Below are 15112 nucleotides of genomic sequence, written 5' to 3' on the forward strand. Positions count from 1 at the left end.
GGGGGGGTGCTGGGGGGCGGCGGGGGGGGGGGGGCGCCGGGCGGGGGGGGGGGGGGGGGGGGGGGGGGGGGGGGCGGGGGGGGGGGGGGGGGGGGGCCGCACTCGATGTGCGGCCCCGCCGCGGGGCGCGACCAGCCACGACGGGCTCGCAGCCGAAGAACCGGCCGCAGCCCCAATGCTCCTACCTGAGGGCCGCCGAAACAGCCACCACCACGAACATCAGCACAAGCACACCGGCCATGATCCGGTTCCGCGTCTTCGGGTCCACGCCATCGAGCCTAACCGGCCCCGCCCAGGGACCAGCGGGCGACCACCTCGTACCGCGGCTGCTCCCCCACCATCCCCGACCGCGGCAGATTGCTCCGCACCAGCACCAGCTCGTTCACCGTCCAGGTCCTGCTGGTGAACGCACGGAGCAGATCGACGTACGGCCGTACGTCCACCGAGTCCCGGCTCCGCGCCACCGTCAGGTGGGCCTTGTACCGCCGGTGCTCCCCCATCGGCACGCCCGCCTTCCGCGCCGCCGACTCCGCCCGGTCGGCCAGCAGCCGCATCGCCTCCACCTCGCCGTAGGCGCCGGTCCACAGGGCCTTGCCGTGCCCGAACTGGCCGCCGCCGGAGAGGGAGAGATCGAAGGGCGCCGTACGGTGGGCCGTGCGGGCCAGGCGGTCCGACAGGTCCGGTACGAGGTCGTCGGCGACCTCGCCGTAGAAGGCGAGGGTGAAGTGCCAGCCCGGCCGGTTGGTCCAGCGCAGCCGCTCCGCACCGGGCAGCCGCTGCAACTTGGCGACTTCGACGGCGAGTTCGTGGACGACGGGCTCCGGAGGCAGCACCGCGGCGAAGAGTCTCATGCCTTCACCTTCGCAGACACCGGTGAGCATGGTGAGGCAAGGAAACCGAGCCGCTCGGTGGGGTCGGCGGATCAGCGTTCGGGGCGCAGGGTGCCGAGCAGCCCGTGCTGCTCGTCCCCGATTCCCGCCGCGAACCAGACGCTGTCCGTGCCGCCGGACCGGGCGGTGCCCCGCTGCAGCCCCCACAGACCCTCGATCACGACCGGCGTCCCGTCGGGGCACCTCAGGGTCCCCTCGAACCGGCCGGTCCTGAGGTCGAAGGCGTTGATGCGGCCGTCGCCGAAGTTGCCGACGAGCAGGTCGCCGGCGAACTTCCCGAAGCCCTTGGGAGCCGTCTCCAGGCCCCAGGGCGAGTTGAGCACCCCACGGGCGGCGAAACGCTGGAGCAGTCTGCCCCCGGTGCTGAACACGTCGATGAAACCGTTGCCCGGACCTGCGACGTCGTCGTGCTTTTCCGCGTTCTGCTTGGCGTAGGTGACGAAGATCCTGCCGCCGATGTTCTTGACGTCGAAGGGCGCGAAGCCCTTGGGGATCCGGCGGTCCCGGAACGCGCCGGCGGCCTGCTTCACCAGCTTGAAGCGGGTGTCGAAGACGTCGATGCGCGCGTCACGGAAGTTCGCGACCAAGAGGCGCGCCCGGCGCCGGTCGGCCTTCGCGGCCTTCCTGTCGCCGTCCACGAGGGTCAGGCCCTTGAAGACGGCGTCGTCCTCCTGGGCGACCTGGACGCCGTTCGCCGGGCGCACGTTCGCGTTGAAGGCGAAGAGGCCGCCGTTCTCCCCGGCGAAGATGTACCGCGCCGGACCGGAGCGCCCGGCGGCGGTGAAGCGGAAGTCGCGGGTGTCGTTGCGCACGATCCCGGTCGGGTCGGCGGAATCGGGGAGGTGGATGACGGGGGAGAGGAAGGTGACCGGCCGGCCGTCCCGGGCGCCCGAGTACACCGTGGACGTGCTGGTGCCGTTGTTGGAGACCCTGATCGCCCCGCTCTCCGTGCGCACCAGCCCCCCAGGGGTTGACCAGGTTCTGGTCCCGCCGCTCCGCTCTGCCCGCGAGATCGGAGACGAGGTCGCGCTCCTGGAAGCCGTGGCCGGCCTTGTGCGGCGCGACGGCCACCCCCGGCGGCGTGGCGGCGGCGAGCGCGCCGACCGTGCCCAGCGCCAGCGCGACCGCCGTCAGCCGCCGTACGCGGGAGCCGGGCCTTTGGGTCGATGCCTGTGATGCCATGCGGATGCTCCTGTTCCCCAACAGGCCCCAAAAAGGGGCTTACTGGCAGAAGTCATCTCATGAGATGGCAATCACACCGGGAACGACACGCAGACACGCCTCCGTACGGGCACACGCCGTGGTGATCCCTACGCCGCCGTGGCCAGCTGCTCCCGTTCCCTCGGTACGAAGCGGACCTGCGGGTGACCGTGATGCCAGCCCACCGCCAGTCGCAGGCCGCCGACGCGGGCCAGGACCAGGCCGATCACACCGGCGGCCGCGGCCGAGATGACGCCGCCGAGGGCGAAGCCGACCCGCGCGCCGTAGGTGTCCGTGATCCAGCCGACGACCGGCGCGCCCAGCGGCGTACCGCCCATGAACACCATCATGAACAGGGACATCACCCGGCCGCGCATGGCCGGGTCGGTGGCCATCTGCACGGCGGTGTTCGCGGTGACGTTGACCGTCAGGCCGAAGACCCCGATCGGGACCATGAGCAGCGCGAACAGCCAGTACGACGGGGCCAGCGCGGCCACCACCTCCAGCGTGCCGAAGGCGAGCGCGGCGGCGATCAGGATGCGCAGCCGAGCCGTGCCGCGCCGGGCGGCCAGCAGGGCGCCGCCCAGGGAGCCGACGGCCATCAGGGTGTTGAAGAGGCTGTAGGAGCCGGCGCCGGAGTGGAAGACGCCGTTCGCGTAGGCCGACAGCCACACCGGGAAGTTGAAGCCGAAGGTGCCGATGAAGCCGACGAGGACGATCGGCCAGATCAGCTCGGGGCGGCCGGCCACGTACTGCAGGCCTTCGCGCAGCTGGCCCTTCCCGCGCGGCGCACGCTGCACGACGTGCAGTTCGCGGGCGCGCATCAGCAGCAGGCCGGTGATGGGGGCGACGAAGGACAGGCCGTTGGCGAGGAAGGCCCAGCCGGTACCCACGCCGGTGATCATCACACCGGCGACGGCGGGGCCGACCAGGCGGGCGGACTGGAAGTTCGCCGAGTTCAGGCTGACCGCGTTCTGCAGCTGCTCGGGGCCGACCATCTCGGAGACGAAGGACTGGCGGGCCGGGTTGTCGACCACCGTGGCGAGGCCGACGGCGAAGGCGGCGACGTAGACGTGCCAGACCTGGACCTGCCCGGTGAGGGTCAGCGCGGCGAGCGCGAGGCCGGTGACGGCCATCGAGGCCTGCGTGACCAGCAGCGTGGGGCGCTTGGGGAGGCGGTCGACCAGGACTCCGCCGTAGAGGCCGAAGAGGAGCATCGGCAGGAACTGGAGAGCCGTCGTGATGCCGACGGCCGCGGAGGAGCCGGTGAGGCTGAGGACGAGCCAGTCCTGGGCGATGCGCTGCATCCAGGTGCCGGTGTTGGAGACGACCTGGCCGATGAAGAAGAGGCGGTAGTTCCGGATCTTCAGCGAGCTGAACATCGAGCCCTTGCGGGCGGTGGGGGTAGTGGGGGTGGTCGGTGCGGGGGCGGAATCTTCTCCGGGTCCCGTACTCAAAAGGGTTCGCCTCCTCCTTGAAACGGCTTACAGGTGTGCGAGCTTCTCCAGCACGGGGGCGGCGGCGCGCAGCTTGGCCCACTCGTCCTCGTCGAGGCCCTCGACCAGGCCGGCCAGGAACGCGTTGCGCTTGCGGCGGCTCTCCTCGAGCATCGCCTCGGCCTGCTCGGTCTGGGTGACGACCTTCTGGCGCCGGTCCTCGGGGTGCGGCTCCAGCCGGACCAGCCCCTTGGCCTCCAGCAGCGCGACGATGCGGGTCATCGACGGCGGCTGGACGTGCTCCTTGCGGGCGAGCTCGCCCGGGGTGGCCGAGCCGCAGCGGGCGAGGGTGCCGAGCACCGACATCTCGGTGGGGCTCAGCGACTCGTCGACCCGCTGGTGCTTGAGCCGACGGGACAACCGCATCACGGCGGAGCGGAGGGCGTTCACGGCGGCAGCGTCGTCGCCATGGGTGAGGTCCGGCATGTTCTTTAGAGTAACTCATTACCCTGGCTAAGGAACACTGCGACACGCCCGAATGCCCGTGATACCCGCCACTGAACCCTTCGATCACCCATATGAGTGAGTCGGCTCCGGAAAGTGACGCACCGGGTGGCCGGATGTGGCGACCCTCGTAGACATGGGGACCACTGTGCTCAGCCTGCGGATAGACGGGGAGCTGCTCGAAAGGCTCCGGCAGCACGCGGCGAAAAGAGGAATGAGCGTGCAGGACTATGTGGTCCGCACGCTCATCCGGGACGACTTCGACGAGCGGTTCCAGGCCGCCGTCGAGGAGACGGAGAAGTTCAACGGGGTCTGAGAGCCCCGGCCGATCACGTGAGGCCCAGGGCCGGCATCAGGTAGTAGAAGGCGAAGACCGCCGAGACGACGTACATGGGAACCGGGATCTCCCGGCCCCGGCCGGCGGCCAGGCGCAGCACCGTGAAGGTGATGAAGCCCATGCCGATGCCGTTGGTGATCGAGTAGGTGAACGGCATCATCAGCATCGTCACGAACGCCGGGATCGCGATGGTGTAGTCGGCCCAGTCGATCTCCTTGATCGAGTTCGACAGGATCAGGAAGCCGACCGCGATCAGCGCCGGGGTCGCCGCCTGGGACGGGACCATCGTGGCGACCGGGGTGAGGAACAGCGCGACGGCGAAGAGGCCGCCCGTGACGACGTTCGCGAGGCCCGTCCGGGCGCCCTCGCCGACACCGGCCGTGGACTCCACGAACGCGGTGGTGGCCGAGGAGGAGCTGGCGCCGCCCGCCGCGACCGCGAGGCCGTCGATGAAGAGGACCTTGTTGATGCCGGGCATGTAGCCCTCGGCGTCGGTCAGCTTGGCCTCGTCGCTGACGCCCATGATCGTGCCCATCGCGTCGAAGAAGCACGACAGCAGGACCGTGAAGACGAAGAGGACGCCGGTCAGCACGCCGACCTTGGAGAAGCCGCCGAACAGGCTGACGTGGCCGACCAGGCCGAAGTCGGGGGTGGCGACCGGGTTGCCCGGCCACTTCGGGACCGTCAGGCCCCAGGACGGGATCGTGGTGACCGCGTTGAGGATCACCGCGAGGACGGTCATGCCGACGATCGAGATCAGGATCGCGCCCGGCGTCTTGCGGACGATCAGCGCGAAGGTGAGCAGCACGCCGAGGATGAAGACCAGCACCGGCCAGCCGTGGAGGTGCCCCCCTACGCCGAGCTGGACCGGGACGGTGGTCTGCGCGGCGTCCGGCATGCGCGTGATGAAGCCGGAGTCGACCAGACCGATCAGCATGATGAACAGGCCGATGCCGATCGAGATCGCCTTGCGCAGCCCGAACGGCACGGCGTTCATCACGCGCTCGCGCAGACCCGTGGCGACCAGCAGCATGACCACGAACCCGGCCAGGACGACCATGCCCATCGCGTCCGGCCAGGACATCCGGGGCGCCAGCTGGAGCGCGACGACCGAGTTCACGCCGAGGCCGGCGGCGAGCGCGATCGGGACGTTGCCGATGACGCCCATCAGCAGCGTGGTGAACGCGGCCGTCAGCGCGGTCGCCGTCACCAGCTGGCCGTTGTCCAGGTGGTGCCCGTACATGTCCTTCGCGCTGCCGAGGATGATCGGGTTCAGCACGATGATGTACGCCATCGCGAAGAAGGTGGCGAAACCGCCGCGGATCTCCCGGGCGACGGAGCTGCCACGCTCGGAGATCCTGAAGTAGCGGTCGAGGGCGCCCTGAGCGGGCGTACCGCCCGGGATTTCGGGGGTGGGGACCTTGGCGGGTGCCGAGGTGGACATGCGGTCTCCATCACCAACGGGGTTCCCCCGAGCCTCGTTGGAGTTTCATACGAGCAGAAGTGGACACAGACAAACGGTTTCAGTATGAACGTATGAGTTCGAGATCGCTATCTCCGCGCGTAGAACGATGGGAAAGCGGAGGCAATCGGTCGCCTCGTCGCCTCGTAAGCTGTGCCCATGGCCAAGTGGACCCCCAAGCACGAGGCGCCCGAGCCCCTGGAGGGCCCCGTGGTCGCCACCATCACCGGCGGCACGATCATCTGGTTCGTCCTCTTCCTCGTGCAGCTGCCCTTCTACGGCTGGTTCGAGGACCACGGGCATCTGTGGTGGCTGTGGACCTGCCTGGCGGGGGGCGGACTGGGGCTGATCGGGATCTGGTACGTCCGGAAGCGGGACGCGGCGATCAAGCGGGCGGCGCGGCCGCAGTCGACGTCGGCCGAGTAGGCCGGCATCGGCCGAAGTCGAGATCGGCCGAGTAACTCGTAAAGCGGGCAAGCGGGCACATACGCACGTACCGTCGATGACATGAGCCATATAGACGCGGGTGCCGACCTCGACCCCGTGCATCCCGTGGCCCTGCCCGTGACCCCGTCGATCGGACTGACCGGCGCCGAAGTGGCGGAGCGGCGTTCCCGCGGCCAGGTCAACGACGTACCGGTGCGCAGCAGCCGGTCGCTGGGCGAGATCGTCCGGGCGAACGTCTTCACCCGGTTCAACGCGATCATCGGCGTGCTCTGGCTGGTCATGCTGTTCGTGGCGCCGATCCAGGACAGCCTGTTCGGCTTCGTGATCCTCGCCAACACCGGCATCGGCATCGTCCAGGAGTGGCGGGCCAAGCAGACCCTCGACTCGCTCGCGGTGATCGGGGAGGCCCGGCCGACCGTGCGCAGGGACGGGACGGCCGTCGAGGTCGCCATCCACGAGATCGTCCTCGACGACCTGATAGAGGTCGGACCCGGGGACAAGGCCGTGGTCGACGGGGTCTGCGTCGAGGCCGACGGGCTGGAGATCGACGAGTCGCTGCTCACCGGCGAGGCCGACCCCGTCGTCAAACGCCCCGGCGATCCGGTCCTGTCCGGCAGCTTCGTCGTCGCGGGCGGCGGCGCCTTCCAGGCGACCAAGGTCGGCCGCGAGGCCTACGCCGCCCAGCTCGCCGAGGAGGCCTCCCGCTTCACCCTGGTCCACTCCGAGCTGCGCACCGGCATCTCCACGATCCTCAAGTACGTCACCTGGATGATGGTCCCGGCGGCCGTCGGACTGGTCATCACCCAGCTCGTCGTCAAGAGCACCGGCTTCAAGGACTCCGTCGCCCGCACGGTCGGCGGCATCGTCCCGATGGTCCCGGAGGGGCTGGTCCTGCTGACGTCGGTCGCCTTCGCCATCGGGGTCATCCGGCTCGGCCGGAAACAGTGCCTGGTGCAGGAGCTGCCGGCGATCGAGGGGCTGGCCCGCGTCGACACCGTCTGCCTGGACAAGACCGGCACGCTCACCGAGGGCGGCATGGACGTCACCGAGCTGCGCACGCTCGACGGGTCCGACGAGGGGTACGTACGCAGGGTGCTCGGCGCCCTCGGCGAGTCCGACCCGCACCCCAACGCTTCCCTTCGGGCGATCATCGATGCCTGTCCCGACAGCGAGGACTGGCGCTGCGTGGAGTCGCTGCCGTTCTCCTCGGCCCGCAAGTACAGCGGGGCCGCGTTCAGCGAGGCCGACGGCGAGATCAGCACCTGGCTGCTGGGCGCCCCGGACGTCCTCCTCACCGACGGCGACCCGGCCCTGGCCGAAACCGAGCGCCTCAACGAGCAGGGCCTGCGGGTGCTGCTGCTCACCCGGGCCAGCCGCGACCTGGACGACGCCGAGCCGGCCCGCGGCGCCCGCCCCACCGCCCTGGTCGTCCTGGAACAGCGGCTGCGGCCGGACGCCGGCGACACCCTGCGCTACTTCGCGGACCAGAACGTCCGCGCCAAGGTCATCTCCGGCGACAACGCGGTGTCGGTCGGCGCGGTCGCCGCCAAGCTGGGCCTGGAGGGTACGACGGTGGACGCGCGGCACCTGCCCGCCGACCGGGTGGGGATGGCCGACGCGCTGGACCGGGGGACGGTGTTCGGGCGGGTCACCCCGCGGCAGAAGCGGGACATGGTCGGGGCGCTGCAGTCGCGCGGGCACACGGTCGCGATGACCGGCGACGGCGTGAACGACGTGCTCGCGCTGAAGGACGCCGACATCGGGGTCGCCATGGGCTCCGGCTCGGAGGCGACGCGGGCGGTGGCGCAGATCGTGCTGCTGGACAACAGCTTCGCCGGCCTGCCGTCGGTGGTCGGCGAGGGCCGCCGGGTGATCGGCAACATCACGCGGGTGGCGACGCTGTTCCTGGTGAAGACCGTCTACTCGGTGCTGCTGGCGGTCCTGGTGGTGTGCGCGCAGGTGGCGTATCCGTTCCTGCCCCGGCATCTGACGCTGCTGTCCACCCTCACCATCGGCGTCCCGGCGTTCTTCCTGGCCCTGGCGCCCAACAAGGAGCGGGCGAAGCCGCACTTCGTGCGCAGGGTCATGCGGTACGCGATCCCGGGTGGCGTGGTGGCGGGGGCGGCGACCTTCGTGACGTACCTGGTCGCCCGCGACTACTACAGCGGGCCGGGCGAGCTGGACGCGGAGACCAGCGCGGCCACCCTGACCCTGTTCCTGATCTCCATGTGGATCCTGGCGATCGTCGCCCGCCCCTACACCTGGTGGCGGATCCTGCTGGTGGCGGCGATGGGCCTGGCGTTCGTGTGCATCCTCGCCGTGCCGGCCCTGCAGAGCTTCTTCGCGCTGAGGCTGGAGGGCATGGCCATGCCCTGGACCGCCGTGGGCATCGCGGTGGTGGCGGCGGCCGCCCTGGAACTCCTGTGGAAGTGGGTCGACCGCCGCTTTCCGGACTGACGGTAAAGAACCGAGGGGCGATGCGGGGCCCCGTCAACGGCCCCTGCCCCACCCTCGAAGCCCAGGGCCCGCCCCACCCCCGAAGCCTGGGGATGGGGTCCCGCCCCTACACCCCGGTGCGGAGCTAGTCGAACCAGCGGAGCTAGTCGAACCAGCGGTCCCGGGCCAGCTCCTCCGTTCGGGAGGGGTCCTCCAGCAGGGCCGCCACCTCGAAGCGCCGCGGCCACTGGCCGGCCGCCCAGGCCAGGCCCGCCGCGACCCCCTCCAGCGTGGCCGCGTGCAGCACCCCGTCGTCGGTGAGCCGCCAGTCGATCTCCACGCCGTCCACGACCAGTTCCTCGTGCTCGACGTACGTCTCGGGCGTCCGCGGCCCGAGCAGCACCCGCACCGACTCCGGCGCCTCGTGCTCGGTCCCCTCGGAGTGCACCTCGCCGGTGACGGACTCGCTCAGCCGCCGCACCTGGAAGAGCTCCGCCAGCTCGGCGGCCCGGGCCGGGCGGACGGGCAGCAGCGGCACCCCGGAGGTGAACGGCAGCAGGTCGGGCGAGTCGACCACGACCGCCTCGGCCGCGTCCACGACCTCCACCCGGCCGTCGACCACGGCCCGCAGCTCGTCCGGCAGGGTCACCTGCTCCGGATCCAGCTCCGCCAACGCGCCGTACAAGCCGTGCAGTTGAGCCGAGGACACGGGGCGTGCCGGGTCGGCCAGCCGGTCCAGCAGTTCGGCCGCGCCGCCGGGTTCGTCCAGCAGGGCCGCGACGGAGGTCCGTACGCCCAGGGCCCGCAGCACCTGCTCGTCCTCGAACCCGGTCGCGTCGGCCTCGTCGTACAGGCCGCGCAGCAGCGGATCGCCGCCGGCGGCGAGCAGACCCGCCGGGCGGCGGCCGTCGAGCACCGGATGTCCCCGCAGCCACCACGCCGTGTAGGGCCGGACGATCTCGTGCGTGCCGTCGGGCAGCAGGACGCGGACCGGCTGGGTGAGGGCGTCCCGCAGCGGCGGCTGCGCGAGCAGCGCGAGCGCCTCGGGCCAGTGCTCGTCGTCCACCAGGTCCAGATCGCGTACGGCGACCAGCTCGGTGGCGACCGGGGGCACCGGGCTGTCCGGGAAGCGGTCGAGGATGTCCTCGCACCACACGTCGACCGCGTCGAGCAGCCCGGCGTCGTCCGGCTCGGCGAAGTCGCCCTCCCGGGGCTCCAGTTCGTCCGGGTCCAGGACGACGTCGGCGGCGCGGACCAGCGCGAAGTTCGCGAGCACACCACAGGCGGCCAGCGGCTGCTCGCCCCACTTGTCGGCCAGATCGTGGTCCACGGCGGCCAGTTCGCCCTCGCGGATCACGCGGGCGAACGGGCTGCCGGGCAGAACGAGTTCACCAGCCGGGGCCGGCTCCCCGTCCTCGTCGGGCAGCGCCAGGGCCCCCAGCCAGGGTTCGTCCCCGGGCTCCAGGCCCGCGTCCCGGACCAGCGAGAGCACGGTGTCGGCCAGTTCCTCGGCGTCCGGCGCGTCCTCCTCCCAGCCGATCCCCTCGTCCTCCAGCGAGGCGGCGACGGCGGCCCGGACCTGCGGGGTGGTGAGCACCGCGCGCGGGGTGGCGGGCAGCGCGCCCAGCTTCTCCAGCAGCGGGTGCGCGGCGTCCTCGTGGGCTACCTTCAGCCCGAGCCGGCCGAGGACGTCCGGATCGATCCGGGCGGCGTCCGCGGTGGGGAGGAGGACCTGACGGGGCCCGATGGTGGTCCGCCCGTCGGCGAGCGGCACCGGCAGCCCGGACAGCCGGTCCGGATCGACCCCGGCGAGGCTGTCGTAGAGCCGCCACCACCAGTCGGGGTCCTTCTCGAGACCGGCGAGCCGGTCGACGGCATCGGCGAGCCGCAGCCGGGCGACGCCGAGGGTGCGCAGCTCGGCGCGCCGCTCCAGACCGGCGGGCAGCAGCGTGGGCAGCACCTCGGCGAGCACCCGCACGGTGTCCGCCCCGGCACCCTCCACGATCTCGGCGTCCCTGGGGCGCAGCGCCTCCGGAAGCTCGTGTTCGTCGTCCGCCCGCGGCGCCACAGCCGGGGGCAGGAAGGCAGTGCGCGGCAGCCGCTCCAGCACGGCCTGCCGCAGCGCCCCGTCCAGCTCGCCCTTGCCGAGCGGCCCCGGGACGAGGTCGATGATCCCCTCCGTCACCGGCCGCCACTCGGCGAGCAGTTCGGTGTAGAGGTCGGCGGCGCGCTGCACCAGGAAGTCGGTGAGGGGGCCGGGAGCCGTGTGCCGGCGGGTGGTGTCGAGGGGAAAGGAGGCGATGAGCAGGGCCGGGACGCCGAGGGGCTCGTCGCTCGGGGTGGGGGCGTGCACGACGGGCGTGGTCCGAGGGCGGACGGGACGCCCCTGGTCGTCCTCCGGTACGGCCCAGGTCACCGACCAGTGGGGCCGCAGCCGCTCCTCCACCGGCCGGTCGGCCAGCAGATCGGGAGTGAGCGCCCCGTGAGCGGACCCGGTACGCCACCGCGTGACGCCCGCCCGCGAGTCCTCCACGACGACGACGCCGCCCTCGGTACGACGCCGCAGCGTGCGCGGCTGATCCCCGTTGACCTCGATCACCACTTCCTCCAGGCCCGGCAGGGCGAGGAGCAGCGCGTCGTCGACGGCGTTCAGCAGCCGCTCGGCGAGATCGGCGGCGGCCGTGTCCCTCAGGGGAAGGATGACGGCGGTGTCGTACGGGTCCGGGGCGGTGCCCTCCGCGGCGAACGGCAGCCGGAGCAGCGGCACGTGCCCGTCCCGGCGCCGGACCTCGTCCCCCAGCCCCGGGCTGTGCCGGGCGGTCTCGGCGGCCAGCTCCCGCGCCTCGCCGAGCGACCACCGCACGCCACCGTGCCGCCCCACGATCGCGGGTTCGTCGGTCACCGCGAGTACGGCGGCGAACCCGACCCCGAACCGTCCGACGGCTCCCTGGGTGACCTCGGCGTCCCGCTTGGCCGAGGCGCGCAGCGTGGACAGCGACTCGACGCCGGCCGCGTCCAGCGGGGCACCGGTGTTGGCGGCGACGAGGACACCGCCCTGGAGGGTGAGCCGCAGTCGGCCGGGCGTCCTGGCCCGGGCGGCGGCGTCGGCGGCGTTCTGGGCCAGCTCGACGACGAGCCGGTCCCGGTAGCCGCCGAGGACCAGGTCCTCCTCGGCGTTGGCGTCCTCACGGAACCGGGCGGGGCTGGTGGCCCAGGCGTCGAGGACACCACGGCGCAGCCTGGCCGTCCCGAAGGGATCGGCACCCTCGGCCGCCGGCCGCACGTACTTGCTCACGTTCACACTCCTCGTCGACGACGACTGAAGGTACCGCGCCACGGGAGCCGCCACACCTTGGCCAGAAGCCCGGATCAGCAGATTCGACCCAGCCCCAGGCTCGGGAACGCCGTCATCAAGGACCAGTGTCAGCCGCCGGAGGCGTACGCCACGAAGTCGACCCAGGCCTCCGGCGTGAGCGCCAGCTGGGGGCCGTCGGTCTGCTTGGAGTCGCGGATGTGGATGCTGGTGGGGGTGAGGGCTACTTCGACGCAGGATTCGCCGTCACCGCTGCTGCTGTAGCTGCTCTTGAACCAGCGGATCATGTTTCTCCCAGCAGTTGCTCGATGAAGGCCCGCGACTCCTTGGGGGTAAGGGCCTGGGCTCGGATCATGCCATAGCGCAGTTCGAGGATCCGGACCTGTTTCGGATCGGAGACAGGGCGGCCGTTGAACACGCCGTGGGAGCGCCCCACCGCAGTGCCATCAGGGAATTTCAGCACCTCGATCACTCCGCCCGTGCCGAAGTGTTCCTCGCGGTCGGTGGGCATCACCTGGAACGACACGTTTCGCAACTGCCCGAGCTCCAGCAGGCGTTCGAGCTGCCGACGCCACACCATTCTGCCCCCGACTGGGCGCCGTAGCGTCACCTCTTCTTGGACGAAGCTGAGCATCGGCATCGGCGCCCTCTCGAAAATCGAGCGCCGCGCCATCCGCGCTGCCGCCATGCGCTCCATCGTCTCCTCCGAGTAGGCGGGCAGCCACACCTCGAACAGCCCCCGCATGTGCTCTTCGGTCTGCAACAGGCCGTGGACGTTGTTGCACTCGTACACCCCGATCTCGACGGCCTGCGCCTCCAGCTTCGCCAGTTCCCGAACCTTCTTCGGATACCGGACCTTCTCCACGTCCTCCTTCATCGCGGCGAGCAGCCCGCCCGCGTTCAACACCGTGTCCGCCTTGTCGAGGTACGTCCGGCCTCGGGATCCGCTTGCCGGACTCCAGCTTGTAAACCATGTCCTCGCTGTAGCCCATGGCCTTGCCGAAGTCGGCGGCCCGCATGCCGACCGCTTCGCGCCTCAGCTTCAACTGCCGTCCCACCATGGCGATGACAGCCACACCCCACTCGTCGTCCGGATCGACCTCCCACCCCGGCTCCTCGTCCTCTCTCACACCGCGCCCCCTTCCCGACAGCCCGGACACCACCGGACAACCCCATGACAGTGACCGTACGCAACCACGTCGTCACTATTCACAGGTAGCAGGCACGGCCACTCTGAGTGATGTGAACCAGGAAATCTCCACCCCCATCCCGAACTTCACCGTCCAGCTGTCCCCCACTCCGCGCGGCGCCCGCCTTGCCCGGCTGCTCGCCACGGAACAACTCCGCTCCTGGGGAATCCCGCTGGACCCGGCGGAACTGATCGTCGCCGAGCTCGCGGCCAACGCGGCCACCCACGGCCGGGTCACCGGCCGGGACTTCCGGCTGACGCTGTACGCCGTCGGCGACACCCTCCGCATCGAGGTGACGGACACGCGCGGTGACCGTCTCCCCCAGCCCGCGCGCCCCGCCCCCGACGCCGACTCCGGCCGAGGTCTCCTTCTCGTGGAGGCGCTGGCCGACAAATGGGGTGTCGCGCCGGGGTTGCCGCCGCGCAAGACGGTGTGGGCGGAAATCCACCTGCCGCCGGAACCCGGGGATCCGCGCTCCGGCGGTGGGGGCGGTCTTTCCCAGGGAACAACCAGGTGAAAGAACCCACCAAGCCCCACCCCACCCTCCCGCAGCGCAAACTCACCCAGGAGGGTGAAAATCACCAACGCGGCTGGCGTGTCGGCCTGTTGTGCGCTCTACGCTCAGCGCAACAACCCGGACATACGACGGCCCTCGCAGGGACTGGCACTCCCGTTGCGAGGGCCTGACCACCCAGGAAGCAACACCTTCCCGATGGATACCCAGAACCCTAGCGCGCCCGCGCGCACCCGGTCCCGACTTGCCGCAAACAACCACCCGAACCGGCGGTGCGAATCCCGCGCGGGCGGCCTGGTCCACGACAACTCCCGGCACACCTCTCACTTCACCGTGATCGGCAACCACCTGGCCCAGCACCCGGATCTGTCCGGGCTCGCGATCGGGCTCGGTGTGTACATCCAGTCGCTTCCGGCGGGCGCCCAGGTCGACATCAAGACGCTGGCGGCCCGCTTCCCGGAGGGGGCCACCCGTATCGCCGCCGCGCTGCGGGAGCTGGAGACGCACGGCTATCTGCGCCGGGAGCGGCAGCGGATCCCGGGCGGCCGTATCGTCACGCGCACCGTCTCCTGCAATCAGCCGGGGCGCCGTACCCGGGACGGCCACGAGCCCAACGCCGTACCGAGGAAGAAAGAGCGGGCGCCCCGCAAGCAGTTACCCGCGGTGCCGCGCCCGGCCTGTCCGTCCCCCAAGCTTCTCCAGATGGCCACGGACCTACTCGCGGACCTCCGCCGCCACGACTCCCGGCTGCTGCTCAGCGAGTGCGATACGGCTCACCTGGCGCTGGGGGTCGCCGCCTGGCTGGAACGGGAGGTGAGCCCCACGGCCGTACGGCGGGCTCTGACGACCGACCTGCCGGACGAGCCCCTGCACCGCCCGGCAGCCCTCCTCGCCCACCGTCTGACCGCGCAACTGCCTCCGCCGCCGCCCTTCCGAACCCCGGCCCCACCCCCACCGATCCGGCACCCCTTCCAGAACTGCGGCGGCTGCGACCGGGGCTTCCGCTCTCCCCTCCCAGGACTCTGCCGTGACTGCAGGCTCGCCAATGCCTCCTGAGCCCGTTCTGGTTCCCCGTCCTGAGCTGACTCCCGATGCGCTGCATGCGGCTCTCGCCGTCGTGGCCCCCGGTCGCCTGGAGGAGATGCAGGCGATGAAAGACGAGGCCTTCGCCAAGGCGGTCGAGTGGCAGTCCCTGAGCCCCGTGCGGAGTTGGGTTCTGATCTGGGCGAGGGAGATCGAGATCGCCCGTCGGCCCGACCTCTCCAGCCGCTACGCGCGGGCGCAGGGCGGCCTGGAACACGAGGACCCCGCCATTGCCCAGGAGGCCCTGCGCGAACTCAGCGCCGTTTTGGACGAAGCCATGAGGGCAGTCCGCCGGTGAGC

General features: G+C 71.2%; 13 protein-coding genes and 1 pseudogene. 6 read left to right on the forward strand and 8 right to left on the reverse strand.

Going from position 1 to position 15112, the window contains the following annotated elements; all coding sequences use genetic code 11:
* Positions 1 to 278: 278 nt before the first annotated feature.
* The 4 genes from thpR to ACWC2T_RS41575 form a co-directional block, all read right to left on the reverse strand.
* Complete coding sequence (thpR, locus tag ACWC2T_RS41560) at positions 279 to 851, reverse strand: RNA 2',3'-cyclic phosphodiesterase (protein WP_450675480.1); 573 nt, start codon at positions 849 to 851, stop codon at positions 279 to 281.
* Positions 852 to 922: 71 nt separating this feature from the next.
* Complete coding sequence (locus tag ACWC2T_RS41565) at positions 923 to 1846, reverse strand: TIGR03118 family protein (protein WP_450675481.1); 924 nt, start codon at positions 1844 to 1846, stop codon at positions 923 to 925.
* 354 nt (positions 1847 to 2200) lie between these two features.
* Positions 2201 to 3547 carry an MFS transporter gene (locus ACWC2T_RS41570; protein ID WP_450675482.1) on the reverse strand — a complete coding sequence of 449 codons (1347 nt, stop codon included), beginning with the start codon at positions 3545 to 3547 and terminating at the stop codon, positions 2201 to 2203.
* 27 nt (positions 3548 to 3574) lie between these two features.
* On the reverse strand, positions 3575 to 4012 hold the full coding sequence (locus ACWC2T_RS41575) for a MarR family winged helix-turn-helix transcriptional regulator (RefSeq protein ID WP_055708584.1): 438 nt from the start codon (positions 4010 to 4012) through the stop codon (positions 3575 to 3577).
* 154 nt (positions 4013 to 4166) lie between these two features.
* On the opposite strand from ACWC2T_RS41575, the gene ACWC2T_RS41580 reads away from it, so the two are divergent.
* A complete protein-coding gene (locus ACWC2T_RS41580) occupies positions 4167 to 4346 on the forward strand; it encodes a ribbon-helix-helix protein, CopG family (protein ID WP_450675483.1) in 180 nt (59 codons plus the stop codon).
* A gap of 13 nt (positions 4347 to 4359) precedes the next feature.
* On the opposite strand, the gene ACWC2T_RS41585 is transcribed toward ACWC2T_RS41580, so the two are convergent.
* A complete protein-coding gene (locus ACWC2T_RS41585; RefSeq protein ID WP_450675484.1) occupies positions 4360 to 5811 on the reverse strand; it encodes an NCS2 family permease in 1452 nt (483 codons plus the stop codon).
* Between the two features lie 177 nt (positions 5812 to 5988).
* Here ACWC2T_RS41585 and ACWC2T_RS41590 point away from each other — a divergent pair, with 177 nt between their 5' ends.
* Together ACWC2T_RS41590 and ACWC2T_RS41595 are read left to right on the forward strand one after the other, a co-directional pair.
* A complete protein-coding gene (locus ACWC2T_RS41590; RefSeq protein ID WP_450675485.1) occupies positions 5989 to 6255 on the forward strand; it encodes a DUF2530 domain-containing protein in 267 nt (88 codons plus the stop codon).
* Between the two features lie 81 nt (positions 6256 to 6336).
* The gene (locus tag ACWC2T_RS41595; RefSeq protein WP_450675486.1) at positions 6337 to 8733 is read left to right on the forward strand and encodes an HAD-IC family P-type ATPase; all 2397 of its coding nucleotides are present in this window, start codon (positions 6337 to 6339) and stop codon (positions 8731 to 8733) included.
* 142 nt (positions 8734 to 8875) lie between these two features.
* Here the strand turns inward: ACWC2T_RS41595 and ACWC2T_RS41600 are convergent, their stop codons facing one another.
* The 3 genes and pseudogenes from ACWC2T_RS41600 to ACWC2T_RS41610 all read right to left on the reverse strand — a co-directional run bounded on the left by ACWC2T_RS41600 (position 8876) and on the right by ACWC2T_RS41610 (position 13155).
* On the reverse strand, positions 8876 to 12007 hold the full coding sequence (locus tag ACWC2T_RS41600) for a sacsin N-terminal ATP-binding-like domain-containing protein (protein WP_450675487.1): 3132 nt from the start codon (positions 12005 to 12007) through the stop codon (positions 8876 to 8878).
* Between the two features lie 128 nt (positions 12008 to 12135).
* A complete protein-coding gene (locus ACWC2T_RS41605; RefSeq protein WP_450675488.1) occupies positions 12136 to 12312 on the reverse strand; it encodes a DUF397 domain-containing protein in 177 nt (58 codons plus the stop codon).
* A pseudogene (locus tag ACWC2T_RS41610) lies at positions 12309 to 13155 on the reverse strand (helix-turn-helix domain-containing protein). Before ACWC2T_RS41610 ends, ACWC2T_RS41605 begins: the two are co-directional and overlap by 4 nt.
* A 112-nt stretch (positions 13156 to 13267) precedes the next feature.
* Between ACWC2T_RS41610 and ACWC2T_RS41615 the strand changes: the two are divergent.
* From ACWC2T_RS41615 to ACWC2T_RS41625, 3 genes are all read left to right on the forward strand, one after another.
* Positions 13268 to 13732: an ATP-binding protein gene (locus ACWC2T_RS41615; RefSeq protein ID WP_450675489.1), complete on the forward strand. Its 465-nt coding sequence runs from the start codon at positions 13268 to 13270 to the stop codon at positions 13730 to 13732.
* A 195-nt stretch (positions 13733 to 13927) separates the two neighbouring features.
* Positions 13928 to 14785: a helix-turn-helix domain-containing protein gene (locus ACWC2T_RS41620; protein ID WP_450675490.1), complete on the forward strand. Its 858-nt coding sequence runs from the start codon at positions 13928 to 13930 to the stop codon at positions 14783 to 14785.
* The gene (locus ACWC2T_RS41625; protein WP_450675491.1) at positions 14775 to 15110 is read left to right on the forward strand and encodes a hypothetical protein; all 336 of its coding nucleotides are present in this window, start codon (positions 14775 to 14777) and stop codon (positions 15108 to 15110) included. Before ACWC2T_RS41620 ends, ACWC2T_RS41625 begins: the two co-directional genes overlap by 11 nt.
* Positions 15111 to 15112 lie beyond the last annotated feature (2 nt).

It is taken from the genome of Streptomyces sp. NPDC001393 (genome assembly GCF_053597455.1).

Coding starts and splice junctions, on each gene's coding strand:
- thpR (WP_450675480.1), bottom strand. CDS start 851: ATGAGACTCTTCGCCGCGGTGCTGCCTCCGGAGCCCGTCGTCCACGAA.
- ACWC2T_RS41575 (WP_055708584.1), bottom strand. CDS start 4,012: ATGCCGGACCTCACCCATGGCGACGACGCTGCCGCCGTGAACGCCCTC.
- ACWC2T_RS41580 (WP_450675483.1), top strand. CDS start 4,167: ATGGGGACCACTGTGCTCAGCCTGCGGATAGACGGGGAGCTGCTCGAA.
- ACWC2T_RS41585 (WP_450675484.1), bottom strand. CDS start 5,811: ATGTCCACCTCGGCACCCGCCAAGGTCCCCACCCCCGAAATCCCGGGC.
- ACWC2T_RS41590 (WP_450675485.1), top strand. CDS start 5,989: ATGGCCAAGTGGACCCCCAAGCACGAGGCGCCCGAGCCCCTGGAGGGC.
- ACWC2T_RS41595 (WP_450675486.1), top strand. CDS start 6,337: ATGAGCCATATAGACGCGGGTGCCGACCTCGACCCCGTGCATCCCGTG.
- ACWC2T_RS41605 (WP_450675488.1), bottom strand. CDS start 12,312: ATGATCCGCTGGTTCAAGAGCAGCTACAGCAGCAGCGGTGACGGCGAA.
- ACWC2T_RS41620 (WP_450675490.1), top strand. CDS start 13,928: ATGGATACCCAGAACCCTAGCGCGCCCGCGCGCACCCGGTCCCGACTT.
- ACWC2T_RS41625 (WP_450675491.1), top strand. CDS start 14,775: ATGCCTCCTGAGCCCGTTCTGGTTCCCCGTCCTGAGCTGACTCCCGAT.